This window comes from Kitasatospora sp. NBC_01246, from assembly GCF_036226505.1.
Taxonomy (GTDB): Bacteria; Actinomycetota; Actinomycetes; order Streptomycetales; family Streptomycetaceae; genus Kitasatospora.
The window spans coordinates 4,454,372-4,479,347 of sequence record NZ_CP108484.1 but is presented as its reverse complement, the minus strand read 5'-3'; the positions used below and the strand labels follow the sequence as shown (position 1 = coordinate 4,479,347).

Annotated in this window: 20 protein-coding genes and 1 tRNA gene; 13 read left to right on the top strand and 8 right to left on the bottom strand. The window is 75.3% G+C overall.

All coding sequences use genetic code 11. The features are described 5' to 3' along the window. Nucleotides 1-72 precede the first annotated feature (72 nt). From OG618_RS19720 to OG618_RS19685, 8 genes are all read left to right on the top strand, one after another. The gene (locus tag OG618_RS19720) at nt 73-606 is read left to right on the top strand and encodes a hypothetical protein (RefSeq protein WP_329488839.1); all 534 of its coding nucleotides are present in this window, start codon (nt 73-75) and stop codon (nt 604-606) included. After that, nucleotides 603-1,541, top strand: a complete 939-nt coding sequence (locus tag OG618_RS19715; protein WP_329488838.1) for a class I SAM-dependent methyltransferase — start codon at nt 603-605, stop codon at nt 1,539-1,541. The genes OG618_RS19720 and OG618_RS19715 overlap by 4 nt, the downstream gene beginning before the upstream one ends. Further along, complete coding sequence (locus OG618_RS19710; RefSeq protein ID WP_329488837.1) at nt 1,538-4,087, top strand: MMPL family transporter; 2,550 nt, start codon at nt 1,538-1,540, stop codon at nt 4,085-4,087. Before OG618_RS19715 ends, OG618_RS19710 begins: the two co-directional genes overlap by 4 nt. Further along, nucleotides 4,084-4,833: a CPBP family intramembrane glutamic endopeptidase gene (locus OG618_RS19705; protein ID WP_329488836.1), complete on the top strand. Its 750-nt coding sequence runs from the start codon at nt 4,084-4,086 to the stop codon at nt 4,831-4,833. Before OG618_RS19710 ends, OG618_RS19705 begins: the two co-directional genes overlap by 4 nt. Before the next feature lie 118 nt (nt 4,834-4,951). Then, nucleotides 4,952-5,905 (top strand): PfkB family carbohydrate kinase, encoded by a 954-nt coding sequence (locus OG618_RS19700; protein ID WP_329488835.1) that lies wholly within the window; start codon nt 4,952-4,954, stop codon nt 5,903-5,905. Nucleotides 5,906-5,991: 86 nt separating this feature from the next. Beyond that, nucleotides 5,992-6,459 (top strand): VOC family protein, encoded by a 468-nt coding sequence (locus OG618_RS19695; RefSeq protein WP_329488834.1) that lies wholly within the window; start codon nt 5,992-5,994, stop codon nt 6,457-6,459. Nucleotides 6,460-6,489: 30 nt separating this feature from the next. After that, a complete protein-coding gene (locus tag OG618_RS19690; RefSeq protein WP_329488833.1) occupies nt 6,490-7,413 on the top strand; it encodes a pyridoxamine 5'-phosphate oxidase family protein in 924 nt (307 codons plus the stop codon). Between the two features lie 252 nt (nt 7,414-7,665). Beyond that, complete coding sequence (locus OG618_RS19685) at nt 7,666-9,015, top strand: peptidoglycan-binding protein (RefSeq protein WP_329488832.1); 1,350 nt, start codon at nt 7,666-7,668, stop codon at nt 9,013-9,015. A gap of 17 nt (nt 9,016-9,032) precedes the next feature. On the opposite strand, the gene OG618_RS19680 is transcribed toward OG618_RS19685, so the two are convergent. The 5 genes from OG618_RS19680 to OG618_RS19660 form a co-directional block, all read right to left on the bottom strand. Further along, nucleotides 9,033-9,797, bottom strand: coding sequence for a TrmH family RNA methyltransferase (locus tag OG618_RS19680; protein WP_329488831.1), 765 nt, complete (start codon nt 9,795-9,797; stop codon nt 9,033-9,035). 187 nt (nt 9,798-9,984) lie between these two features. After that, nucleotides 9,985-12,129: an FUSC family protein gene (locus OG618_RS19675; protein WP_329488830.1), complete on the bottom strand. Its 2,145-nt coding sequence runs from the start codon at nt 12,127-12,129 to the stop codon at nt 9,985-9,987. A gap of 10 nt (nt 12,130-12,139) precedes the next feature. After that, a complete protein-coding gene (locus tag OG618_RS19670; protein WP_329488829.1) occupies nt 12,140-13,417 on the bottom strand; it encodes an HTTM domain-containing protein in 1,278 nt (425 codons plus the stop codon). Continuing rightward, the gene (locus tag OG618_RS19665) at nt 13,414-14,079 is read right to left on the bottom strand and encodes a DUF5819 family protein (RefSeq protein WP_329488828.1); all 666 of its coding nucleotides are present in this window, start codon (nt 14,077-14,079) and stop codon (nt 13,414-13,416) included. Before OG618_RS19665 ends, OG618_RS19670 begins: the two co-directional genes overlap by 4 nt. 162 nt (nt 14,080-14,241) lie before the next feature. Next, entirely contained in the window at nt 14,242-15,405 is a 1,164-nt protein-coding gene (locus OG618_RS19660) for a rhodanese-like domain-containing protein (RefSeq protein ID WP_329488827.1), read from the bottom strand. A 305-nt stretch (nt 15,406-15,710) separates the two neighbouring features. Between OG618_RS19660 and OG618_RS19655 the strand changes: the two genes are divergently transcribed. Both OG618_RS19655 and OG618_RS19650 read left to right on the top strand, forming a co-directional pair. After that, nucleotides 15,711-16,820, top strand: coding sequence for a hypothetical protein (locus OG618_RS19655; RefSeq protein ID WP_329488826.1), 1,110 nt, complete (start codon nt 15,711-15,713; stop codon nt 16,818-16,820). 101 nt (nt 16,821-16,921) lie between these two features. Beyond that, nucleotides 16,922-18,493, top strand: a complete 1,572-nt coding sequence (locus OG618_RS19650; protein WP_329488825.1) for an ATP-binding SpoIIE family protein phosphatase — start codon at nt 16,922-16,924, stop codon at nt 18,491-18,493. A gap of 88 nt (nt 18,494-18,581) precedes the next feature. Here the strand turns inward: OG618_RS19650 and OG618_RS19645 are convergent, their stop codons facing one another. Together OG618_RS19645 and OG618_RS19640 are read right to left on the bottom strand one after the other, a co-directional pair. Next, a complete protein-coding gene (locus OG618_RS19645; RefSeq protein WP_329488824.1) occupies nt 18,582-19,358 on the bottom strand; it encodes a hypothetical protein in 777 nt (258 codons plus the stop codon). Between the two features lie 205 nt (nt 19,359-19,563). Beyond that, nucleotides 19,564-21,393, bottom strand: a complete 1,830-nt coding sequence (locus OG618_RS19640; protein ID WP_442906828.1) for a phosphatidylglycerol lysyltransferase domain-containing protein — start codon at nt 21,391-21,393, stop codon at nt 19,564-19,566. A gap of 253 nt (nt 21,394-21,646) precedes the next feature. Between OG618_RS19640 and OG618_RS19635 the strand changes: the two genes are divergently transcribed. Further along, a complete protein-coding gene (locus OG618_RS19635; protein ID WP_380391954.1) occupies nt 21,647-22,381 on the top strand; it encodes a response regulator in 735 nt (244 codons plus the stop codon). Beyond that, entirely contained in the window at nt 22,378-23,523 is a 1,146-nt protein-coding gene (locus OG618_RS19630; protein ID WP_329488823.1) for a sensor histidine kinase, read from the top strand. Before OG618_RS19635 ends, OG618_RS19630 begins: the two co-directional genes overlap by 4 nt. Before the next feature lie 85 nt (nt 23,524-23,608). Here OG618_RS19630 and OG618_RS19625 read toward each other — a convergent pair. Further along, nucleotides 23,609-23,692 (bottom strand) — tRNA-Leu (locus OG618_RS19625). Between the two features lie 417 nt (nt 23,693-24,109). Between OG618_RS19625 and OG618_RS19620 the strand changes: the two genes are divergently transcribed. After that, entirely contained in the window at nt 24,110-24,976 is an 867-nt protein-coding gene (locus OG618_RS19620; RefSeq protein ID WP_329488822.1) for a DUF3662 and FHA domain-containing protein, read from the top strand.

Genomic DNA, 24,976 nt, shown 5'->3' with positions numbered 1-24,976 from the left:
ACGCCGGACCCCGCACGGGGCAGCCGGGCGGGCGCACCGGGCGGCCCGCCGGCCGGCCCCGGGGCGCCCCTGGTGCCCGGCCCCCCGACGATCGCCGCGCTGGCCGGCGGCGCGGCCGGTGCCGTCCTCGGCGCCGGCCTGCCCCCGGCCGGCGGCGGCGCGCCCGACTGGCCCTGGTGCGCCGCCGCCGCGATCGGCGCCGCGCTCACCCTGGCGGCCGCCCTGCCGCGGCGCCGGACCGCGGCCGCCCTGCTGCCGGGCCCGCCCCACCGGGCCCCGGCGGCCGGGCTGCTGCTGCTCGGCGCCGCCCTGCCCGCCTCGGCCACCACCGCGAGCCCCGTCCTCGCGGCCGTGGTCACCGCCGTCGCCGCACTGACCGTCGCGGTGGCGCTCGGCCCGGACCGCCCCGCCGCCGGCCGGGCGCCCGTGGTGGCCCCGGCGGTGTTCGCCCTGGTCGCGGGCGTCGCCGCCGGGGCCACCGCCCCCTCGGTGTCCGCCGGCGTCCTCGGCACCCTGGCCGGCCTGGCCGGCCTCCTGCTCCTCGCCTGCGCGGCACCGGCCTCGCAGCCCTCGGAATCCGACCACATCAGAAGGAGCCAGCCATGAGTCGCCTCGGACTCGCCGCGCGTGCCCTGCGCCTCACCCTGAGCCGCACCCACGCCGACACCACGCCCGACTACGACGCCGCGAGTTCCAGCTACGACAGCTACTTCAGCCCGGTGATGGGGGTGCACTCGGTCGCCGCGCTGAACGAGGTGGAGATCCGCCCGGGCGATGACGTCCTCGAACTCGCCTGTGGCACCGGACACCTGACCCACGAGATCGTCCGCCGGCTGGAGGGCCGCGGCTCGGTGCACGCGGTGGACAAGTCCCCCGGCATGCTGGCCGTGGCGCAGGCCAAGATCCTCCCCGACACCCTGCGCGCGCCGGAGCTCGACGTCTCCCTCCAGGAGGGCGACATGGAGGAGTTCCTGCGCCCCCGCCCGACCGCCTCGGCGGACCTCGTCGTGGTCGGCTGGGCGATCTGCTACAGCAAGCCGGTCAAGCTGCTGGAGCAGATCAGGAGAGTCCTGCGGCCCGGCGGCCGGGTGGTGGTGATCGAGACCCGCGGCGACGCGCTCAAGACCCTGATCACCCAGCTGGAGAAGGTCTTCGCCGCGGACCCGTCGCTGCTCACCGGTCTGGTCCGGGTGAACCTGCCGAAGGACGCCGCCACGGTGGCCCGCTGGTTCACCAAGGCCGGCCTGACCGTCGACGTCCAGCGCGACGGCCACCAGGTACTGCCCGCCGACACCCCGGAGGCGGCCCTGGAGTGGGTCCAGCGCTCCGGCGCGGCGGCCGGCTTCAAGGACGCCGTCGACCACCGCCGCGAGGACCACGCGCTGGAGCTGATCCGCGCCGGCCTGGCCGAACACGTGGCCAGGAACGGCACACTGGAGCTGCGGCACACCTTCGCGGTGGTCACCGGCACCAGCCCCAGCACCCCCTCGGCCGGCACCGGCCCGGGCGGGCGCCACCGCGAGGGAGTCGGCAGCGCATGACCACGACCGTCACCCCCGCACCACCGGAGACCACCCACGGCGCGGTGCAACGCCGCCTGCTGCGCCTCGCCGGGGTGCTCACCGCCCGCCCGAAGACCGTGCTCGCCGTCTGGGCCGTGGTCATCGCGGTCTGCTTCCCGTTCGCCTCGCAGCTGAACGACGTCCTGACCAAACAGGGCGCCTCCAAGGTCGTCCCGGGCACCAGCAGTGCCCGGGCCGACCAGCTCGTCGAGCAGTCCTTCCCCGACCGCTCGCAGCGCGAGTCGATCGTCGCGATCGGCGCCCCGGACGTCCGGGGCGAGCAACTGCGCAAGCTGCTGGCCGAGCTGGACGGCCGGATCGCCGGGAAGGAGCGCACCGGCGAGGTGCGGCAGTCCGTCTCGGCGTACACCCTCTACCGGGACTCCACCACCGAGTACCTGCGCCAACTGCGCACCCAGGTGGACCGCGACCTCACCGCCGCGGGGGCCGGCACCTCCCCGGAGGGCCGCCGGCAGGCGGTGGACGCGGCGGTGGCGGCCGGCCAGGTCCCGGCCGGCCTCGCCGACCTGGCGCAGCGGGGGGTGGCCGCCGACGACGCGGCGCTGCCCGGTCTCGCCGCGGGCTTCGCGGCCGCCACCGACTGGCGCTCCTTCCCGGTGCCGGTGCCCGCCGACGCCGTGAACCGCCTGCTCGCCGAGGACGGCCGGGCGGCCCTGGTGACGGTCAGCTTCGCCAAACAGGCCGGGCACGATCCGGACGTGGACTGGCTGCGCTCGGCCATCGACGGCTCGCTGCGCGCCGTCGGCGCCGGCCCGGACGTCGACGCCCACGTGACCGGCGAGCTCGCCCTGATCAAGGACACCTACAAGAAGGCCGAGGACGACAACGCCCTGATGGAGACGGTCGCCTACGCGATCATCTTCGTGGTGCTGCTGCTGTTCTTCCGCGCCGTGGTGCCCGCCGTGCTGACCGTGGCCGCGATCGGGCTGGCCATGACGGTCAGCCAGGCGGCGCTGTTCGCGCTCGGCCACGGCGTGACGCTCACCCAGTTCACCATCACGATCATGAACTTCGTGATGCTGGGCGCGGGCGTCGACTACAGCATGCTGCTCTCCTCGCGCTACCGGCAGGAACGGCTGGCCGGCCGCCCGCCCAAGGAGGCGGCGGTGCACGCCACCGCGCACGCGGGCGAGTCCATGCTGCTCGCGGCGGTGGCCGTGGTCCTCGCCTTCGGGGCCACCCTGCTCTCCCCGGTGGACTGGATCCCGCCGCTCGGCTACGGCGGGCTGATCGGCATCCCGATCGTGCTGCTCGCCGCGCTCACCCTGACGCCGGCTCTGCTGGTGCTGCTCGGCGACCGGTTCTTCGCGCTCGGCTGGCGCCCGCTCAGCGATCTGGAGCACGAGAGCGCCCTGGGCCGGCACCTGGCCAGGGCCGCCGACCTGGCGCGTCGCCGCAAGGTGGCGATCGTGCTGGTGTTCGCCGTGATCACGGTGCCGTTCGCGGTGATCACCGCCCAGCACCGCTCGACCGCCGACCCGGTGGCGCTCAGCCCGGCCACCGACTCCAAGGCCGGCTTCGAGCTGGTCGCCGAGAAGTGGGGCGACGCGGCCGTGCTGCCCACCCTGGTGGTCACCCGGCCGCCCGCCGGCGTGGTCGACCCGGCCACCCACCGGCTCACCGCGAGCGGCCTCGGCTCGGTGACGGCGCTCACCGACCGACTGGCCGCCGTCCCCGGCGTCGCCCGGGTCTCCGCGGTGACCAGGCCGTTCGGCAGCCCGCTGCCGGCCGACCAGGTCGACGCGCTGACCGCGGACGTACGGCGGGACTACCTGGCCGACGACGGCGCGCTGCGGATCGTGGTCGAACTCGCCGACCCGCCCTACTCCGAGGCCGCGGTCGCCACCGTGGACCGGATCCAGGACGTCACCGAGGGCGCGAAGGACGTCGGGGCGCTCCAGGTCGGCGGCGCCACCCAGGTCGACCGCCAGTACGGCAACGCGCTCAACGCCAGCTTCTGGCAGATGATCGGGCTGGTCTCGGTCGGCGTGTTCGTGATGCTGGTGGTGGCCCTGCGCTCGCTGCTGATCCCGGTCCGGCTGATCCTCACGATCATGATGAGCAACGTCTGGGCGATCGGCATCACCGTGCTGATCTTCCACTTCTGGCTCGACCGGGCGATCATCGACGACCTGCCGATCTTCCTCACCGTCCTGATGATGGGGCTCGGCATGGACTACGAGATCTTCCTGGTCACCCGGGTCCGCGACCTGGTGCGCGGCGGGGCCGACCAGGAGAGCGCCACCATCGGCGCGGTGGTCGACACCGGCCGGGTGATCAACGCGGCGGGCCTGGTGATGGCCGGCAGCCTCGGCACGATGGTGCTCTCCTCCACGGTGATGCTCCAGGAGTACGGCGCCGGCCTCGGCCTGGCCGTCCTGCTGGACGCCACCCTGATCCGGATGCTCTTCGTCCCGGCCACGCTGCTGCTGTTCCGCCGCTACAACTGGTGGCTCCCCTCGCTGCGCCGCGCCCCCGCGGTGGCGGAGGCGGGCCCGCGATGACCGCGAACCGTCCGGTGGCGGCGCCCGCGCCCCCCGAGCCCGCCGCCACCGGACGGGCTCGCACCCTGCACCGCCTGCGCGACCGCCACCGCGCCACGCCCGTCGCCTCGGCCGCGCTGCTGTTCGCGGTGCTGGCCTCGGTCCGGATCGCCGGAGCGTTCGCGATCCCGCTGATGGTCCTGTCGGTGGGCCTGAGCGCGCTGGTCCTGACCGTGCTGGACCGGCCGGACCGTGCCGCCGCCGGGCTGCGCCGCTTCCGGTTCGGGCCCGCGGCGGCCGGCACCGCGCTGGTGGTGCTCGCCTACGCCGACACCGTCTTCGCCACCCGCGCCGCCTTCGGGCGGGGCGGGGGCAACTGGACGTCGCTGATCCCGGAGCTGTTCCGGCAGCTGGCACCGGGCGCCCCCGTGGTCGCGGGCCTGGCCATGGTGGTCTGCATGGGCGTCCTGGTGCCGCTGGTCGAGGAGGTCTGCTACCGGGGCGTGCTGTACCACGCGGTGGAGCGCGGCCGGGGTCCGGTGGTGGCGATCGCCGCCACCTCGGCCGCCTGGGCGCTGGTCCACCTCGGCGACTACGGCCTCAACCCGTTCGACACCCGGGTGATCACCGGGGTCCTGCCGTCCGTCTTCACCATGGGCCTCGCACTCGGCGTCTGCCGCGCCTGGACGGGCTCGGCGCTGGCCAGCGCCGTCGCCCAGGGCACCGCCAACCTGCTGCTCCTCGGCTGGGTCCTCTGGGCCCTCTAGGGCTTGCCCGACGAGCGCCGGACCGGCCCGTCCCGCCGCCGTCGTCCGCCCCCTCCGCTCCGCTCCGGCCGCTCCGGCCACGTCACTCCGGACCCTCCACGGTGAGGCAGGTATCCCCATGAGAATCGCGGTCACCGGCCCGATCGTCATCGACAACCTGATGACCTTCCCCGGCCGTTTCACCCACCAGTTGCTGCCCGCCCAGCTCAAGCACCTGTCGCTCTCCTTCCTGGTCGACGACCTGGAGGTGCGCTACGGCGGCGTGGCCGCCAACGTCGCCTACGGGCTCGGCCGCCTCGGCCGCCGACCGCTGCTGCTGGGCGCGGCCGGCCGGGACTTCGGCGACTACCGGGACCGGCTGACCGAGGCCGGGGTGGACACCTCCCTGGTCCGGGTCTCGACCGAGCTGGCCACCGCCCGCTACACCAGCACCACCGACGCCGACCGCAACCGGATCACCTCCTTCCACCCCGGGGCGCTGGCCGAGGACGTCAGCCCGGGCCCGCCGGGCTGGACGGAGGGCGTCGGGCTGGTCTTCCTCGGCCCCGCCGCGGCGGAGGTGATGGCCGCCCGCGCCGCCGAGTGCCGGCGCCTCGGCCTGCCGTACCTGGTGGACGTGGCCGGCCGGACGGAGGAACTGGGCACGGCCGGCGCCGAGGCCGTGCTGACCGGCGCCGACTGCCTGGTCACCAACCGGCGCGAGCGCGGCCTGCTGCTGGAGCACACCGGCTGGACCGCCGAGGAGGTGCTGCGGCGGGTCGGCAGCTGGGTCACCACCCTCGGCCCGGAGGGCGTCTGGATCGACTACCCGGACGAGCCCTCGCTGGCCGTCCCGGCCGCCCCGATCTCCCGGCTGCCGGACGGCGCCGGCGCGGGCGGCGCGTTCCGGGCGGGCTTCCTGGCGGGCCGGGCCGACGGCCTGCCGGACGACGCCTCGGCCCGGATCGGCTGCGTGCTGGCGGCGTACGCGCTGGAGTCGGCCGGCAGCCAGGACTACCTGTTCACCGCCGAGGCCTTCCAGGACCGGCTCGCCGAGACCTACCTAACCACTACCGATGCCAGTACTGGTTGACGGGACATCAGGCTAACCACTACCGTCTCTTGTACAGGTTAGGGAGCGGGCGCCTCCGGGCGCCCCGGCCACGGGAGTGATCAGCCATGTCCAGCACCGCCACCAGCACCCTGCAGACCGGCCACATCGGCCTGAACGTCACCGACCTCGACCGCTCGACGGCGTTCTACCGCAGCGTCCTCGGCCTGGAGCTGGTGAAGGAGGGCACCGACCCCGAGCGCCGCTTCGCCTTCCTCGGCCGCGACGGCCGGCTGGTGATCACCCTCTGGCAGCAGAGCGCGGGCGCCTTCGCCACCGCGGCGCCCGGCCTGCACCACCTCTCCTTCCAGGTCGACAGCCTCGACGAGGTCCGCGCGGCCGAGCGGCTGCTGCGCGAGCTGGGCGCCGGGTTCGCCCACGACGGCGTCGTCCCGCACAGTGAGGGCGCGGCCTCCGGCGGGATCTTCTTCACCGACCCGGACGGCATCCGGCTGGAGATCTTCACCCCGCAGGGCGTGGACGCGACCGGCGCCACCGCCCCCACCGGCACGGCCCCCACCTGCGGGTTCTTCTAGGCCGCCCGGCCGGATCGGGAGGCAGCCGCCATGACGGACAGCAGCAGCACGCCGTACCACCCGGGCGAGCGCGCGGTGCAGGCCCGGGCCGGCCGCACCGAGCGGGCCGACCACTCGGGCCGCGCGATCGGCCGCACCATCCCGGCCGTGGCCGCCCGGTTCCTGGCGGAGCGGCGGGTGCTGGTGGTCGGCGCCGCCGACGCCGCCGGCCGGCTCTGGGCGACCCAGCTCACCGGCGGCCCCGGCTTCCTGCGCGCACCCGACGAGCGGACCCTCGCGGTGGCGGCCCGGCCCGCCGCCGAGGACCCGCTGGCCGCCGTCCTCGCCGGGCCCGCCGAGGTCGGCACCATCGCCCTGGACCCGGCCGGCCGGCGGCGGATGCGGCTCAACGGCCGCTCCGCGCCGGACGGCCGCGGCGGCCTGGTGATCACCGCCGACCAGGTCTACGCCAACTGCCCCAAGTACATCCAGCGCCGCAGCCCGCTGGAGCAGCCGTCGGCCGGCGTCCCGCACGTGGTGGCCGCCGGCGCGGTGCTCACCACCGCCCAGCGGCTGGCCGCGGCCACCGCCGACACCTTCTTCATCGCCACCGCCGGTCCGGACGGCCGGGTGGACGCCTCGCACCGGGGCGGCAACCCCGGCTTCCTGCGCGCCGTCGGCCCGGACCGGCTGCGCTGGCCCGAGTACGCCGGCAACAGCATGTTCATGACGCTGGGCAACCTGGAACTCGACCCGCGCGCCGGACTGCTGCTGCCCGACTTCGAGACCGGCGGGGCGCTGCTGATCACCGGCGAGGCCCGGACCGACTGGTCCGACGCGGCGGCGGCCGGTCTGCCGGGGGCCGAGCGGGTGGTCGACCTCACCGTCACCGGCGTCGTCGAACTGGCCGACGCCACCCCGCTGACCTGGACCGGCCCCGAGTACTCCCCGGCCAACCCGCCCGCCGCCGCCTGACCGCCGCCGGGCGGCCCGCACCCGTCCGGCCACCACCGCCGGGAGCTGACCGCCCGTCGGAGCGGCCGCCGTGCCACCGCCAGCCGTTCCCCCGCGCCACGCCCGGACCGCCGACCCTCCGTCACCCGGGCGGCTCACCCTGCCGCGCCGAGCACCCGTCCGGTTTGGGAGTTTGGTCGGACAGCACGCGATACCGGCCTGGGCACGTCCCTCCTGTCGTGCCATCAGGACTGACCGGGAAAGAGGCGGAGAATGACCCCCACCGAGCAACCGGCCCCGTTGCTGGAATTCGACGAGGTCGAACCGGACGAGGACTGCATATGCGGGGGCTGCCGGGCCCGCAGCCGGGCCCGGCGGCACGCCGCGCCGGTGCACGAGGGCGGGCACGCCGCGGCCCGGAGCGTCCGCCGCCGCGCCGCCGTCCTGGTGGCCGCGGTCGGCACCGCCCTGGGCGGCGGGGCGGCCGGGGCCGCGGCGGCCCCCGCGCCGACCCCCGGCGGCGCCAGCGCCGCCCAGCCGCCCACCACCCCGCAGGGCGGGGTGAGCGGCCTCTACGGCGAGGAGCCGGGCGCCCGTTCCCCCGCCGCCCCGCGGGCCACCGCGGAGCCGCTCACCAGGGCCGCGATCGTCGAGCGGGCGCAGAGCTGGCTCGCCCAGAAGGTCCCGTACAGCATGAGCCGCTTCTGGTCCGACGGCTACCGCCAGGACTGCTCCGGCTTCGTCTCGATGGCCTGGGGCCTGGACAGCAGTCAGACCACCTGGACACTGCCCGACTTCGCCGACCGGATCACCAAGGCGGACCTCCAGCCCGGCGACATCCTGATCTACAACAACCCGGCCAACCCGCAGGCCGGCTCGCACGTGACCCTCTTCGGCGGCTGGACGGACTCCTCCCGCACCCGCTACCTGGCGTACGAGCAGACCTCCCCCGGCACCACCCGGCGGGACACCCCGTACGCCTACTGGAGCAACTCCGCCTCGTACCTCCCGTACCGCGCCAAGGCGCTCTCCACCAGCGGCAGCAGCAACGACGGCGCCGGCTCTGCGTCGACCGCCTTCCCGGGCGCCGACAAGTTCGGCCCCGGGGCGAACAACGCCCACGTCACCGAGCTCGGCCGGATGCTGGTCGAGCGCGGGGGCGGCCGGTTCTACACCGAGGGCCCCGGGCCGCGCTGGGGCGAGGCCGACCGGAAGGCCACCGAGGCCTTCCAGCTCGCCCAGGGCTGGCGCGGCAGCGAGGCCGACGGCCTGCCCGGCAAGGACACCTGGAACTACCTGGTCGCCCACAAGGGCCGCGACATCCCCGCCGCCGCCACCCGGCTCCCCCCGCCCCCGGTCGCCCCCGGCGGCGACACCGCGGTGCCCGCCTTCCCGGGCGGCGACCGGTTCGCCCCGGGCGCCGACAACGCGTCCGTGACGCGGCTCGGCGAGCAGCTGGTCCGCAGGGGCTTCGGCCGGTTCTACACCGAGGGCCCCGGCCCGCGCTGGGGCGAGGCCGACCGGCTGGCCGTCCAGGCCTTCCAGCTCGCCCAGGGGTGGAGCGGCGCCGAGGCGGACGGCTACCCCGGGCCGGACACCTGGCACCGGCTGTTCGCGCCGTAGCCCTCCCGGTGCCCGCCCTACAGCGGAAGACCGGGCGGGCGGCCCGACATCCAGTGGAAGAGACCCATCGCCACGCTGGTCGCCAGGTTGAAGCTGGAGACGCCGGGCTGCATCGGCACCGCGACCAGCCGGTCCGCCCGCGCCTTCAGCTCCGCCGAGACCCCGTGCCGCTCGGTACCGAAGGCCAGCAGCGCGTCGTCCGGCAGGGCCACCGTCCGGATGTCCGAGCCCTCCGGGTCCAGCACGTACAACGGGCCGGCGGGCAGCTCGGGCAGCGCCAGCCGCTCGACGGCGGTGGCGAAGTGCAGGCCGGCGCTGCCCCGCACCACGTTCGGGTGCCAGGGGTCCAGGTCCCCCGTGGTCACCACACCGGTGGCGCCGAAACCGGCCGCCAGCCGGATCACCGCGCCCACGTTGCCCAGGTTGCGCGGATTCTCCAGCAGCACGACCGGCGCCGTCCGGGGCCGCCGGCCGAGGGCCGCCAGGTTGGCCGCGCTGGTCGGGCGCCCGGCCAGCGCGATCACCCCGGTGGGGTGCAGCCTCGGCACCAGCGTCCGCAGCGCCGCCTCCGGCAGCTCCACGGCCAGGGCGGCCACCGCGGGGGCGACGTCCTCGGCCAGCTCGGCGGCGAGCGCCAGCAGCGCGGCCCGGTCGGCGGTCAGCACCTGCCGGACGTCCCCGCCGAAGCGCAGCGCGTGCTTGAGCGTGTGGAACCCGTCCAACAGCACCGTGTCCGGCGCCGCCGCGCCCGCCCGCCACTCCCGCACCCGCTCGTCGTCCATGACGCCCACTCTGCCACCCCCGCCCCACCGCCCTCGCCTGGGCGGCCGACCGCCGGCCGAGGCCCGCCGGTGCCCGGCCCCCCACGCCGCTCCGACCGGCCGCTCCGACCGGCGGCTCCACGACGTGCCCGCAGCGTGCCCGCCGGCCCGCCGACCGGCCGGACGGCCACCGCCCGACCGCCCGCGGCTACCGCGCCGTGGACTCCTGCGCGCGCTGCGCCGGGGTGGCCGAGGCGCCCCCGCGCAGCGCGCGCTCCAGGTCCTTCAGCGCCTGGAGCAGCAGCCGGCTGCTGGTCCGGACGACATCGCGCTGGACGCTCGCCGGCGCCTGCGCCAGCCGGTCCTCCAGCCCGCGCTGCGCCTCCCGCACGGCGTCGAACTCCACCGGGCGGTCGGTGAGCAGCGCGGCCGCCGCGAGCGCGGTGGCCAGCCGCAGTTCCTCGGCGAACTCGGCGGCGCCCGGCACCGGGTCGGCGTCGGCGGTGGGCAGGTGGGCCTCCAGCAGCACGGCGACCCGGCCCAGGTGGCCGACCGCCGCCCGGGCCCGGTCCAGCTGGCGGCGGCTCACCCCGGGCAGCCCGGAGGCGTGCCGGCCGGGCTCGGCGTCGGCCCGCTGCATCGCCTGGAGCAGCTCGGACCGGGCCTCCCGGGAGTCCAGCAGCGCCGAGCGGACCTCCCGCCCGCGCGGGGCGCCCGGGTCCTCGTAGACGGCGAGCACCGCGGCCGCGTAGCGCCCGGCGGCGGCCAGCCACTCGGCCAGCCGCTCGCCGAGCCGGGCGGTCTGCCAGGTGGGGAAGAGCGCGTAGGCGAGCAGCGCGACGGAGCCGCCGAGGAAGGTCAGTCCGACCCGCTCGAAGGCGGTGACCAGCGGGTTCCCCTCCTGGAGGCCGAGCAGGAAGACGACGTACGAGGAGATGCAGACCGTCATCAGCGCGTAGCCGGTGCGAAGGGTGAGGTACGCGCCGCCGATGCAGAGCACCGCGAGCGCGGCCAGCACCCACTCGCCGGGGTGGGCCAGCTGCACCACCAGGGTGGAGACCGCGACGCCGACCATCGTCCCGGCCAGCCGGGCCACGCCCCGGCTGTAGGTCTGCGCGAAGTCGGGCCGCATCACCATGGCGGCGGTCATCGGGGCCCAGTAGCCGTGCTCGAAGCCGAGCAGCCGGGCGAGCAGGTAGGCGAGCACCACGACCGCGGTGAGCCGGACGGCGTGCTGGAACACCGCCGAGTGCGGCTGGAGCTGGCGCCGCACCGCTCGCAGGGCGACCGGCAGCATCCGGGAGAGCGGCGGTTTGAGCAGCGCCCCGCCGGCGCCGACCACCGGCGTGCTGATGGTGTCCTCGTCGCCGCGCTCCAGGGCGTCCGCGGCCTTGCGCAGCAGCCCGGCCAGCCGGCGGGCGGCCCGTCGGCTGGCGCCCTGCAGCTCCGGCCCGTCGGCCGGGGCGGCCAGCGTGAGCGCCGGTGCGGAGCGGGGCAGCTGCAGCGGATCACCGGTGCGGACGGCCCGCGCCAGCGCGTCCATCGCCTCGGCGGCGGCGGCCAGCACGGCCCGGGCCCGGTCCCGCTCGGGTCCCTCCTCGGGGGCGCCGACCTTGGGGTCGGCGATCGCGGCCAGGGTCGGGCGGACCCGCTCGGCGATGCCGCGCAGCCCGCGCAGCTCGGGCGGCCGGCGGCGGTCCTGCCAGGGCGTCAGCGCGGCCGCGTGCCGGGCCGTCATGAACGGCGCCGGGTCGACGTGCGCCGTCGGGTCCTGGCGCAGCCGCCGGGCGTAGTCGGCGAGTTCGGCGTAGGTGTCGGCGAGCGCCTCGCGCTGGGCGGTCCAGCTGCCGATCGGCCAGAACGTGATGACGGCCGCCTGGACGACGCCGCCGAGGGCGCAGACCAGCCCGTGGCCGAGCGCGGCGGGCACGCTGACCGGGAGCTGGACCACGACCAGCATGACCGAGAGGGTGTTGGCGGCGACCACCCCGGCGGTCGGCCCGATCGCCCAGGCGAGGCCCGCCCCGAAGGACCAGACCGCGAGCAGCACCGGGAACGCCCCGTACACCCCGGCCGCCAGGTACCCGAGGAAGGTACTGGTGCCGAGACCGATCCCGGCCGCGACGGCGAGCGTGGGCCGGGGGCGGAAGCTGCGCTGGAAGGTGGCCGTCCCGGCGATGAACGCGCCCATCGCGGCCGAGGTGGCGAGCCGGGGCCCGCCCAGGGCCAGGGTCGGGAAGAGCACCAGGGCGACGGCGACGGCCCCGCGGGCCGCGCGTTTGGGGTCGGTGAGCGCCCGGTCCAGGGTCAGTCCGGTCCGCGCGGTGTCTCGGAGTGCGGCAAACCAGGACATAGCGGTCAGCTTAGGGGAGCGGCTCCGTCCGGGAGCGGAGGCTCCCGGCACGCGCCACCAGGCTCCGGGACCGTACCGCCAGACCGCCGACGCGCGCGGCGGCCCAGCACAGCACCCCGGTCGGCAGGAAGACCGCGTCCGCCGCGACCATCGCCAGCGAGAACACCGGCAGCCCCAGCAGCACCGCGATTCCCAGGTGTTCGGCCATCATCACCGCCAGCAGCACGTTCTTGATCCGCCGGTCGACCAGCGTGAACGGGAACGCCACCTGGAGCAGCACCGTCCCGTAGGAGACCAGGAAGACCGGCAGCAGGGCCGAGCCGACCAGCCCGGACAGCCCCGGCCAGGGCGTGAAGTAGTCCAGGTGCAAGGGGTAGTAGAGCGCGGTGCCGTCCTGCCAGCGCGAGCCCTGCACCTTGTACCAGCCGGCCGTGGCGTAGATCAGCACCACCTCGGCGGCGATCACCAGCATCGCGCAGTTGTGCACCATGTTCGCCAGCGCGTCCAGCACCGCGCGCGGCTCGCCGTCCGGCCGCAGCCGCCCGAGCAGCCACCAGAGCCCGGCCACCGCCCACAGGCCCCAGAACACCGGCGCCCAGCCGACGTGCGGGAAGGTCGCGGCCGTCCAGGTCAGGCTGTCCCCGGAGAAGTCGCCGAGCTGGCAGACCAGCAGCACCGCCCCCAGCACCGCCCAGAGCAGCACCCCGCTCCGCCCGGCGGCCGGCCGCCGGGCGTCCAGCGACCAGACCCCCGCGCAGCGGGTGAAGACCAGGTAGACGGCCATCAGGTGGACGACGTTGTCGCCGCCGTCGCCGAGGAAGACGTTGCGGTTCTGCAGCGACAGCACGGTGACCAGGAACAGCACCGTGCTCGCCCTGGTCCGCCAGCCCAGCAGGACGGCGAGGGCGGCCAGCACCGCCAGGTGGTAGACCAGCTCGAACCAGAGCCGCCCGCCGAACCACGGCAGCACCGTCAGCGCGCCGTTGTCCGCCAGCAGCCGCTCGGCCAGGTCGAGCGACCACGGCGAGGTGTCGCCGTAGAGCACCCGTCGGTGGGGCCACTCGCGCAGCAGGAAGGCCAGCCAGACCAGGCCGAAGCCGATCCGCACCGCGGCCGCCTGGTGGCGCCCGAGCGCCTGACCGGTGAAGGCCGCGAGGGCCCGCCCGAGGGCGGCGCGGGAGCCCGCACCGGGCCGTCCGGGGGCCGGGAGCGCCGGCGCCTCCGGCCGCGGCTGCCGGGGGATCGCGTCGAGCAGCTCCGGCCCGACCGTCGGGGGCACGTCGCTCACCCGAGCCCCCGGAAGTCCTCGTCGCCCACCGGCCACCACGGCAGCTCGCGGACCTTCGGGGCGGGCGGCGCGGCCTCCCCGCTCCAGTCCGGCGGCGGGACGGTGGCGGCCGTCACCCGGAACTCGATCTGCAGGATCCGCTCGCCGTCGACGCTCCGGCCGATCCGCTGCAGCGCGATCCGCTTCAGGTACTGCTCGGCCAGCTTGCCGCGCGGGTTGGTCAGCGAGTCGTCCTGCGCGCTGTGCGAGCCCTCGTAGAAGTCCCAGGCCCGGCGGAGCAGGTTCTGGTCGGCGTGGCTGGGCGCGGGGTTGCCGCGGATCGCCGCGACGTCCCGGGCGGTCAGCCCGGTCCAGTCGTGGGTCCTGGTCGCACCGCCGTCCGCGACCGTGCGCACCCGGGCGTCCAGACTGACGTTCTGCTGGAGCGGGTTGGGGGCGAACAGCTTCCAGTTCTGCTCGAACTCCGGGTACACCAGGCCGTCGACCTGCTCCCGGTACTCCCGGGAGGCCGAGTTGGCCGGGGCCACGTGCAGGAACACCGCGGCGAGGAAGAGCCCGGTGCCCGCGACCAGCACCGCGCCGGCCACCCCGAGCACGGCCAGGGCCGGCCCCGACCAGGGCCGCCCGGCGGGCGGCGCCCCGGTGTCCTCGGTCCCGGCCATGGCATCGTCTCCCCAGCCTCCGGCCGGGAGGGGTCCCACCCTGCCGGACGTACGCCGCCGGTCCCGTCCCGGCTCGGTCGAGCGCCCATCCTGCCCTACCCGGGCGCCGGCGGTCCCGGCGGCGGCGGGGGAGGCGGCCGCACCGCGCCCCCGGAGGACGGACTAGAGGACGAAGGCGTCCCGGCCGTCGCTGCTCACCATCGGGCGCCCGGCCGACTCCCACGCGTACATCCCGCCGTCCACGTTGACCGCGTCCCGGCCGTTCTGCACCAGGTACTGGACGACCTGCGCGGAGCGCCCGCCGACCCGGCAGAGCACGTAGAGCCGCTCGTCCGGCAGCTCGGCGAGGCGGGCGATCACCTGGCCCATCGGGATGTGCAGCGCGCCGTCCACGTGGCCGGCGTCCCACTCGTCCTGCTCGCGGACGTCCAGCAGGGCGGCCTCGGCGGGGACGGCGGCGGCTTCGGCGGTGGGGATCTGCGGGAACATCGTCTGACTCTCCTGGGGCTCGGTCCGGTGGGCCCCATTGTCTCCCACCGGCTGCCCGCCGAGCAGCCGTTCCAGCTCGGCCTGCTGGGCCGCGGCCTTGGCCAGCAACTGGTCGGCGAGCTCCTCCAGCAGCCCGTCCGGATCCTGCGGGGCGAGCGCGAGCAGCTGGCCCATCGCGGTGTTCTCCAGCCTGACCTGCTCGGTGGCGGTCTCGGCGATCTTGGCGGTGAGCCACTCCAGCCGCCGGCGCAGCCAGCCGAGCCGGTCCGGGGCGTCCACCGCGGGCGCCGCCTCGGGGGCGGTGGACCACTCGGCGGCCAGGCCCTCCAGGGCCTCGGTGTCGCCGTACGCGTAGGCCTCGTTGACCCGGGCGATGAAGGCCGCCCGGCGCAGCTGCTCGGCCGGGTCGGTGGTCAGGTCGGGGTGGGCGCGGCGGACGAGCTCGCGGTAGACCCGCTGGGCGTCCCGGCCGGGCCGCACCCGGGCCGGCGCGGCCGGCGGCGCGGTGGCCGCGTCCTGCTCCTGCACGCTGTCGAACAGCGCGTCCAGGTCGGGGAGTTCGTCCACCCGCAGGCGCGCCTCGGCGGCCCGCCGGAGGTCCTCGGGATGCCCGGTCCGGGTGGCCACCGTCTCGGCGATCAGCGCGTCCAGCTCGTCCAGCCGGGCGTAGAGCGGGCCGAGCAGCTGATGGTGGATCAGCGCGAAGTTGTCGATCTCGACCCGCAGCGTCTGCGTGTCGACGTCCATGGTCAGCCAGGCGAGTTCGGCGGCGGCGACCCGCTCCTCCAGCTCCTGCTGCTCCGGATCCGTCCAACGGGCGGGGCTCTGCGCGGTCACGTCTCGCCTCTGTCTCGTCCTGCCGGCTCGTCCTGCTGCCGTGCCCTCCGCCGTACCGGGAGCGGCACGCCCGCCCCGCGGGGCGGCCCGGCCTGCCACCCTACCTCCGTGCGCGCTGCTCCTCCCGGGTGGACGAGGAGCGCGGCCGGCGGCGCACCCCGTACCCGCTCAACTGATACTGATGAATCTCCCCGTTTCGCTATCGAGCCCGGCCCGGTCCGTGCTTCGCTGGTACGCACAGCGTGCCTCCTCCAGAGAGACGGCCACCTCCAGGCGTGGCGGCCAGGCGGGAGCAGACCGAATCCATGGTGGACGAGCCCAACTCAACACCGCGTCCGGCGGCCGGCACGGCCGGGTCCGGGGCCTTACCGGGCGACCAGCCCTCAGGGGTGGTCGCGCTGGTCCGGCTCGCCCTCGTCCTGGTCGACCGGACGGGCCGGATCGCGCAGTGGAGCAGGTCCGCCGAGGAGTTGTTCGGGCACCGCGCCGACGTCACCCACGACCGCCCCGCCTCCGGCCTGCTGCCGGCCGTCGAGCCGCGCAGCGTCCCCGGCCCGGCCGCCGCCCCCGCCGTCCGGCACCGCCGCGACGCGCTGGACACCCTGGCCGAGCTGACCTCCGGCGGCCGTCCGTGGGCCGGGCAGATGCCGGTCGTCGACCGCGAGGAGCACCTGCGCGACGTGCTCTGGTGGGCCTATCCGCTGGCCGGCCGGACCGGCGGGCTGCTGGCCCTGGCCGCCGACGCCCGCCCGCTGCGCTCCACCGGGCCGCGGCTCGCGCTCGGCGAGCGCCTGCTGCCGTTCGCCGCCACCCCCGCCGCCCGGGGCGGCTTCCACCGGCTCACCGCCGCCCTGACCGCGCCCGGCCGCCCGGTGCCCGAGCCGCTCGCCCGGCTGCTGCCGGCCGGCTCCGGCGACCGCCCGGCCGCACTGCTCGACGCGCTCGCCCGGGCCGGTCTGCCCGCCCTGCGGCTGGACGCCGGCACCGTGCTCCCCGTACTGCCGGCCGATCCGCAGGCCGGCACCGCGCACGCTGCCGCGGGCATCGGCCGCCGCTACCCGACCGCCCAGCAGCGGGCCGCCCGGCTCGGCCCGCCCCCGCAGCCCGAGCAGCCCGCCCCCGGCCGGCGTGGCCGGCCGGTCCACTGCCCGTCCAGCGCGAGGCCGCCGCCCCGGCCGCCCGGCCCGCCGGCGCCGCGGGCGCGGCCTCGGCGTCCGCCCCGGCCGTCCCCGCCCCGCCCAGAGGAGGCGCCACCATCGAGCAGGCCGCCGTCGAGTCGTCCGCCCCCGGGCATCTGGTCCACCGCGGTGACCAGGCCCCGCCCGGCGCCGTCCCCTCCCCCGCCGAGGCACCGTGCGGCACGGGCGCCGCGTCGGGCGCCAACTCGTCGGGCGGTCGGCTCTCCCCGTTCCTGACCAACGGCCAGGCCGGGGAACAACTGGCCCTGCTGGGCGAGGTCGGCGGCAAGGTCGGCACCACCCTGGACCTCGGCTTCACCGCGCGCGAGCTCTGCCAGGTGCTCGTCCCCCGGGTCGCCGACTTCGCCTGCGTCGACCTGGTGGACGGCCTGATCTCCGACTCCGAGCTGCCCGAGGCCCGGCCGGACGACGACACCATGCTGCGCCGGGTCGCCCTGGCCAACAACGACTCGACCGGCCAGTGGGACCACGTCCTCGCCGAGGGCTCGCTGGTCGCGATGCCCCGGCACACCCCGCCCGGGATGGCCCTCCAGCTGAACCAGCCGGTCCTGGTCCCGGTGATCAGCGAGGACGTCGCGGTCGACTACGCCGCCGCGCTGGGCGGTGTCCGGCTCGCCCCGGTGGTCTCCGGCCGCTCGATGCTGGTCGTGCCGCTCTCCGCCCGGGGCACCGTGCTCGGCATCCTCAAGCTGCTCCGGCTGCCCGACCGCGCCCCCTTCGACGAGGGCGACGCCGCCACCCTCAAGGAGCTGGCCGCCCGCGCCGCGCTCTCGCTGGACAACGCCCGGCTGCACCGCGCCGAGTCCAAGGTCGCCACCGTCCTGCAGCGTTCGATGATCCCGACCCGCCCGCCGCAGATCCCCGGCGTGCAGATCGCCCACCGCTACCTGCCGGGCGACTCCAAGGCCGAGGTCGGCGGGGACTGGTTCGACGCGATCCAGCTGCCCGGCAGCCGGGTCGCCCTGGTGGTCGGCGACGTGATGGGCCACGGCCTGCACTCGGCCGCCGCGATGGGCCGCTTCCGCACCGCGATGCAGACCCTCGCCGCCCTGGACCTGCCGCCCGGCCAGCTGCTGCGCCACCTGGACAACCTGGCCCAGAAGCTCGGCGACGACCATCTGGCCACCTGCCTGTACGCGGTCTACGACCCGATCAACCGGACCTGCGAGCTGGCCAGCGCCGGCCACGTCCCGCCGGTGCTGGTGCACCCGGACGGCACCGGCGAGCTGCTGGAGATCCCGGCCGGCGCGCCGATCGGCGTCGGCGGGGTGCCGTTCGTCGCCAAGACCATCGACGTCTCGGACGGCTCGATGCTGGTGCTCTGCACCGACGGCCTGGTCGAGGTCAGGGGCGGCGACATAGGTACCGGGCTGGCCGCGCTCTGCGGCAATCTGATCGACCCGCAGCGCAGCCCCGAGGAGGCCTGCGACGTCGTCCTGGACCGGCTGCACTCGGACGACCGCAAGGACGACGTCGCCCTGCTGGTGGCCCGCTTCGACGGCGTCGCGCCGACCGAGGTGGCCACCTGGGACCTCACCGTGGACCACCGCGAGGTCGGCCGGGCCCGCGCGCTGGTGCGCGAGCAGCTGACCGGCTGGCACCTGGAGGGGCTCCGCGACACCACCGAGCTGCTGGTCAGCGAACTGGTGACGAACGCCGTCCGGGTCGCCCGGGACCGCGTCCAGCTCCAGCTGATCCGGGTGGACAAGCTGCTGGTCGAGGTCAGCGACGACAACCACAACCTGCCGTCGCTGGAGCCCGCCGAACAGCTCGGCGAGACCGGCCGCGGCCTGACGCTGGTCACCAAGCTCGCCGAGCGCTGGGGCACCGCCCGCAAGGCGGTCGGCAAGGTGGTCTGGTTCGAACTGCCGCTACCGCCCCCCGGCTGAGCGCCGGGTGCGGGCCCCCGCCCGCGCCCGGCCGACCGGCCCCGCCGGACAGCTCCGTGACGCCCCGCACCGGCCCCCGGGCCGTCCCCTAGGGGATCGCCGCGCCCGCCGACCGCCGGCGCCGGGCCTCCGTGGCCACCTCGATCGAGGCGGCCGCGGCCACCGAGGCCGCCGCGCCGACCCCGGCCAGCACCCGCGGCCAGAAGTCCCCGAACACCTCCACCGAGACGGCGATCAGCAGCGCGGTGACCACCGCGACGACGTGCTCCAGGCCCGCCAGGTTCGGCAGCACGACCGCTTCACCGACCATCAGCGCGACCACCACACCGGCCGTGAACCAGGCCCGGCAGCGGAACGCGATGCAGATCGCCAGCGCCACCACCGCCGCCGAGGGACCGGTGTCCCGGACGTACGCCACCCACTTCGGGAAGCCGAACATGTGGTCCGGACCGATCGCCACACCGACCCGGGCGAACAGCGTCCCGGCCAGCGTGCAGGCGTAGGCCACCACCAGGGTGAGCCGCCGTCCGAGCACGATCTCGGCGATCCCGAAGACCACGAACACCTGGGCCAGCGCCCCCCAGACCGGCAGGTCCAGCGCCGGCACGTACAGCGAGAGCGGTGTGCGCAGCAGCGAGACGTCCAGCGGCAGCGCCGCCTTCACCACCCCGATCCGGGTGACGAACCGCTCGCCGCCCGGCAGGTGCTGCACGATGCTGAACAGCAGGATCAGCGCGGTCGCCGCCGTCGACAGCGGAACGGCGGCGAACTTCTTCGCCACCAGCCGGTCCCGGACCGTCCCGAACAACGTCCCCCACTCGGCGACAGCGGCCGCACCGGCAATAGCCAGCGGCCCCTTTCGCACGCCCCCCGCGTGGGTCCTGTAAATCACAACCGTCTCTCCAAATCCCCGAAGCCGCGAACGCCTTCTCGACCACTCCAACATTAGAAGCCGGTTAATGAATCCACATCGGCATAAAAGTGGAGCGGCCTCATCCTCTGGGGGGAGAGAAACCCCGGTAGCTCCCCCCATCCGGACGACCGGACCCCTCCGCCCCCCGGCGGAGGGGTTACCCCTTCCCGTCCCGCGCGGCCGCCGGCGGGCGGGGCGCCGTGCCGGCGCTCCCCGCGTGCCGGCGACGGAACAGGGCGGGCAGGCTCGGCGCGGTGATGAAGCCCTCGGCGCGCGCGCTGGCGATGCCGATGCGCGGAATCTCGCTGCTCTTCTCGAACAGCAGATAGCGCGGTTCCCAGATCGGCCGGTACTTGGCGTTGGCCCGGTACAGCGATTCGATCTGCCACCAGCGCGAGAAGAAGCCCAGCACCGAGCGCCAGAGCCGGAGCACCGGCCCCGCGCCGAGGCGCGATCCCCGCTCGAAAACGGAACGGAACATCGCGAAGTTCAACGACACCCGGGCCAGCTGGACCTCCCCGGCGCGCTGCAGGAGTTCGATCACCATGAACTCCATCAGGCCGTTCTCGGTGTCCCGGGCCCGGCGCATCAGGTCCAGCGAGAGCCCGTCCGCGCCCCACGGCACGAAGCTCAGCAGCGCCTTCAGCTCGCCGTCCCCGTCGTGGCACTCCAGCATCACGCAGCGCCCGTCGCCCGGGTCGCCGAGGCGGCCGAGGGCCATCGAGAAGCCGCGCTCGGTCGCGCCGTCGCGCCACTGGTCGGCCTTGGCCACCAGCTGGGCCATCTCGCACTCGGGGATGGACTCGTGGCGGCGGATCCGCACGGTGTACCCGGCCCGCTTGACCCGGTTGTAGGCCTGGCGGACCACCCGCATCGCCCGGCCGTCCAGCGAGAACTCGTCCAGCTCGACGATCGCCTCGTCACCGAGCTCCAGCGCGTCCAGCCCGTGCCGGGCGTAGATCACCCCGGCCTCCTCGGAGGCACCCATCACGGCCGGCGCCCAGGCGTGCTCGCGGGCCTCGGCCAGCCAGGCGTCGATCGCGCCGGGCCAGGCCTCCGGGTCCCCGATCGGGTCGCCCGAGGCCAGCGAGACCCCGCCGACCACCCGGTAGGTCACCGCCGCCTTGCCGCTGGGGGAGAAGACCACCGCCTTGTCCCGGCGCAGCGCGAAGTAGCCCAGCGAGTCCCGGTCGCCCTGCTTCTCCAGCAGGCCGCGCAGCCGCTCCTCGTCCTCCGGGGTCAGCAGCTCCTTGTCCTTGGGGCTGCGGAACGCCACGTAGAGCACCAGCAGGAAGAGCACCCCGCCCATCGCGTTGATGACGGCGTTGACCCAGGTGGGCGCGGAGATCACGGAGCGCAGGTGCTCGGAGGGCGTGATGGTGATCATCCGGCCGACCGAGTAGCGGAAGAGGTCCCAGAATCCGGCGCCCTGGGCGCCGTTGTTCGCCCAGACCAGCAGCGCGCCGACCACCCCGCCGAAGGCCAGGCCGCCGACGAAGGTGGCCGCCGCGGTCTTCGGGTTGGAGCTGTCGCCCTTGGAGGTGAACTCCTTCCGCCCGACCAGCAGCGCCAGCACGAACGCACAGGTCAGCACGGTGGAGATGTAGTTGAGCGGGTGCCGGTTGAAGCGCTCGTCGGGCAGCGCCATGGCGGCCAGGTAGAGGAACGCGAACAGCCCCGCCAGCGCGATGTTGAAGATCCACGCGGCCCGCTTGCGCCGACGCATCGCGATCGCCAGGAAGACCGACAGCACCGCGGTGCTCAGCCCGGCCGTCATCAGGTAGGGGGTGAAGTACTCGCCCTCGTTGTGCGTCTCGACCTGGTCCCGGAACGGCACCAGCAGCACCGTCACGAGGTTCAGCAGGGCGATCAGCCGCAGGTACCAGACGGTGGCCGCGGCGGCCCTCGGGCGCCAGCGCTCCAGCAGGCCGGCGGGCCGGGGGCCGGTGGACGCGGCGGACGGCTCCGGCTTCACAGTGGACGACACAGCTCAATTCCAAACGATCAGATGGTGGGGCGCATCCGCACACAGGCCGGCACCGGGCATCCGTGCGCCCGACGGACTGACCGGCGACCCTGGCCATGACCGGAAACCGGTGAGGGGCAGCCGACTCCATCGTTCCGCACCCCGGGTGAGGATGACGTGAACCCGGTAGCCGATTCCGCCCCCCGCCGAACGGCGGGGGTGTCCACCCAGCGGCGGCGTTCGGCACCCCGCCCCCACTGGCCCTAGTCTCGAAATGCTCAAGCACACCGCAGCGAGCGGACCGGCCGGTCCCGGCCGCCCGAACCGAGGAGGGACCATCACCACCACCCGCGTGCTGATCGTGGACGACGAGATCCTGGTCCGCTCCGGCCTCGGCCTCATCGTCGGCTCCGCCCCCGACCTGGAGGTGGTCGGCGACTGCTCCGGTGGCCGGGCCGAGGACTTCGTCCAGCGCCTGCGCCCGCACGTGGTGCTGCTCGACATCCGGATGCCCGACCTCGACGGCATCTCGGTGCTGCGCCGGCTGCGCGCCCTGCCCGACCCGCCGGCGGTGGCGATGCTCACCACCTTCGACACCGACGAGTACATCGGCACCGCGCTGCGCGCCGGCGCGGCCGGCTTCCTGCTCAAGGACACCGCCCCGGACCAGCTGGTCCACGCCGTCCGGGTGATCGCGGCCGGCGGCAGCATCCTCTCCCCGACCGTCACCCGCACCGTGATCGGCGGCTACGTGGACGGCGGCGGCCCGGACGCCGAGGCCACCTCGCTGGCCCGCACCCTCACCAGCCGCGAACTCGACGTCCTGGCGCTGCTCGGCGAGGGGCTGTCCAACGCCGAGATCGCCGACCGGCTCTTCCTGGGCACCGGCACGGTGAAGGACCACATCAGCGCGATCCTCGGCAAGCTCGGCGCCGCCAACCGGGTGCAGGCGGCGGTCGTCGCCCACCGGGCCGGCCTGGTCCGGCCGAAACCCGGCGACGGGGCATGACCACGAGCGAGCTGCCCCCCGCCAGACGCCTGCCGGCCTGGCTGACCGCGCCCTGGTTGATGCTGCTGCTGCCGGCCCTCTACTCGCTGATGGACGCCGCCCTGGTGGCCCGCGGCTCGGCCTGGTGGCAGGTGCTGCTCTCGCTGCTCGCCGCCGCGGTGCTGCCCTGGCGCCGGCGCTTCCCGGTCACCGTGCTGCTGCTCACCATGCCGGGCAGCTACCTCGCCGACATCTGGCTCGCCCCGATCACCGCCGTGTACACGGTGGCCGCCGAGCGTCCGGTGCCCCGGGTGGTGGTCCCCTGCGCGACCCTCTTCGCCCTGGTGGAGTTCTTCCACTGGCCGCTCTCCGAGCAGTCCCTCGAACCGAGCCGGGAGACCGCGCTCTACGCCATCCAGTCGGTGATGCTGGCCGCCGGCCCGGCCGCCACCGGTCTGCTCTCGCGCACCCGCCGGGAGCTGGCGGCCCGGCTGGACGAACTGACCCGGGGCCGGGCCCGGGAGAACCGGCTGCTCGCCGAGCGGGTCCTGGTCAGCGAGCGGGCCCGGCTCGCCCGGGAGATGCACGACGTGGTCTCGCACCAGGTCAGCCTGATCAGCATCCAGGCCGGCGCGCTGCAGGTCAGCACCGCGGACCCGGCCGCCGCGGCCACCGCCCGGACGATCCGGGAGCTCTCCGTGCGCACCCTGGATGAGCTGCGGCAGATGGTCGGCGTGCTGCGGGCCGCCGGCTCCCGCCCGGACACCCCGCTCGCCCCGCAGCCGCGGCTGGCCGACCTCCCCCGGCTGATCGAGGAGAGCGGCCTGGCGGCCGTGGCCGAGCTGTCCCCGGGGGACCACCCCTGGCCCGAGGCGGTCGAGCGGGCCGCCTACCGGACGGTCCAGGAGGCGCTCACCAACATCACCAAGTACGCCCCGCAGGCCACCGTCCACGTCTACGTGCGGGCGGCGGGCCGCCGGCTCCGGGTCGAGGTCCGCAACGACGCCCCGCCGGTCCGCCCGGCCGAGACCCTGCCGGGCGGCGGCCACGGCCTGGTCGGGCTGCGGGAGCGGGCCCAGCTGCTCGGCGGCACGCTCACCGCCGGCACCACCCCCGACGGCGGCTTCGCGGTACGGGCCGACCTGCCCGCCGGCCGGGAGTGACCCCGCCCGCGCCGGCTCCGCGGCCCCGGGCACGCCCCGAACACGAGAAAGCCCCGCAGATCCGAAGATCTGCGGGGCTTCACTGTGCGCGAGGGGGGAGTTGAACCCCCACGCCCTTTCGGGCACTGGAACCTGAATCCAGCGCGTCTGCCTATTCCGCCACCCGCGCATGGGTGTTTGTCGTGGTTGCCAGCCGACCAGCCGATCCGCTCGGTACCATGTGGTCTTCGCGGCTCTTCGGTCCGGCTCCCTTGCGGGCGCCCCTTCCGACGTGGAAAACAGTAGCACGACCTGCGGGCCGCCTCCGAATCCGTTTCCCGGGACGGCCGAGCGCATCCGAACGGATGCCCGGACGAACAGCCGAGCGAGGGATGAGGGCACGTTTCGACGGGTAGCCCTGGCATGCTGCCGCCGCCATGCGTCACCCTGTGTGTCCGAGCCCACCCCCGGTCACCACGCGGTCCGGGAACCGTATGGATGGCCCCGGCGTGGATACGATCAGTACGGAAGTACCGCAAGTAGGCGCGACCGGCTCCCCGGGATCCGGTCGCGGGCAGGCGAACGAACCCTGGAAGGGGGTGCCCCAATGGGAGTGCTGAAGAAGTTCGAGCAGCGACTTGAGGGTCTCGTCAACGGCACCTTCGCCAAGGTGTTCAAATCCGAGGTCCAGCCCGTCGAGATCGCCGGTGCGCTGCAGCGCGAGTGCGACAACAACGCGAGCATCTGGAACCGCGACCGGACCGTCGTGCCCAACGACTTCATCGTCGAGCTCAGCCCGCACGACTTCGAGCGGCTCAGCCCCTACTCCGGTCAGCTGGGCACCGAGCTGGCCGGGATGGTCCGCGAGTACGCCGAGGCCCAGCGGTACTCCTTCATGGGGCCGCTCCAGGTGAACCTGGAGAAGGCCGACGATCTGGACACCGGGCTCTACCGGGTGCGCAGCCGCACGCTGGCCGCCGAGGAGCAGCCGCAGCAGCAGGCCCCGGCGCACCCCACCCAGGGGGGCGGCTACGGCCGGCCGCCGGCCGCCCCGGCCCCCGGCGCACCGTGGCAGCAGCAGGGCGCCGCTCCCTACAGCGCGCCCCCGCCGCCGGCCGCACCCCCCGCCATGCCCGCCGGCCCGCCCGCGGGCGGCAACGTCCGCCCGTTCCCCGGCGCCGGCCACGGCACCGCCGTCCGGCGCTGGATCGAGGTCAACGGCTCCCGCCACCAGATCACCGGGAACGCCTGCGTGCTCGGCCGCTCCACCGAGGCCGACGTGCGGATCGACGACCCCGGGGTCTCCCGCAAGCACGCCGAGATCCGGCCCGGCACGCCCTCGATGGTGCTCGACCTCGGGTCCACCAACGGCATCGTGGTGGACGGACAGCACACCCAGCGCGCTACGCTCCGCGACGGCTCGCGAATCGTCGTGGGTTCCACCACCATCGTCTACCGACAGGTCGAAGGGTAG

Coding starts and splice junctions, on each gene's coding strand:
- OG618_RS19690 (WP_329488833.1), top strand. CDS start 6,490: ATGACGGACAGCAGCAGCACGCCGTACCACCCGGGCGAGCGCGCGGTG.
- OG618_RS19715 (WP_329488838.1), top strand. CDS start 603: ATGAGTCGCCTCGGACTCGCCGCGCGTGCCCTGCGCCTCACCCTGAGC.
- OG618_RS19655 (WP_329488826.1), top strand. CDS start 15,711: ATGGTGGACGAGCCCAACTCAACACCGCGTCCGGCGGCCGGCACGGCC.
- OG618_RS19665 (WP_329488828.1), bottom strand. CDS start 14,079: ATGGCCGGGACCGAGGACACCGGGGCGCCGCCCGCCGGGCGGCCCTGG.
- OG618_RS19635 (WP_380391954.1), top strand. CDS start 21,647: ATGCTCAAGCACACCGCAGCGAGCGGACCGGCCGGTCCCGGCCGCCCG.
- OG618_RS19685 (WP_329488832.1), top strand. CDS start 7,666: ATGACCCCCACCGAGCAACCGGCCCCGTTGCTGGAATTCGACGAGGTC.
- OG618_RS19700 (WP_329488835.1), top strand. CDS start 4,952: ATGAGAATCGCGGTCACCGGCCCGATCGTCATCGACAACCTGATGACC.
- OG618_RS19630 (WP_329488823.1), top strand. CDS start 22,378: ATGACCACGAGCGAGCTGCCCCCCGCCAGACGCCTGCCGGCCTGGCTG.
- OG618_RS19705 (WP_329488836.1), top strand. CDS start 4,084: ATGACCGCGAACCGTCCGGTGGCGGCGCCCGCGCCCCCCGAGCCCGCC.
- OG618_RS19710 (WP_329488837.1), top strand. CDS start 1,538: ATGACCACGACCGTCACCCCCGCACCACCGGAGACCACCCACGGCGCG.
- OG618_RS19695 (WP_329488834.1), top strand. CDS start 5,992: ATGTCCAGCACCGCCACCAGCACCCTGCAGACCGGCCACATCGGCCTG.
- OG618_RS19680 (WP_329488831.1), bottom strand. CDS start 9,797: ATGGACGACGAGCGGGTGCGGGAGTGGCGGGCGGGCGCGGCGGCGCCG.
- OG618_RS19620 (WP_329488822.1), top strand. CDS start 24,110: ATGGGAGTGCTGAAGAAGTTCGAGCAGCGACTTGAGGGTCTCGTCAAC.
- OG618_RS19675 (WP_329488830.1), bottom strand. CDS start 12,129: ATGTCCTGGTTTGCCGCACTCCGAGACACCGCGCGGACCGGACTGACC.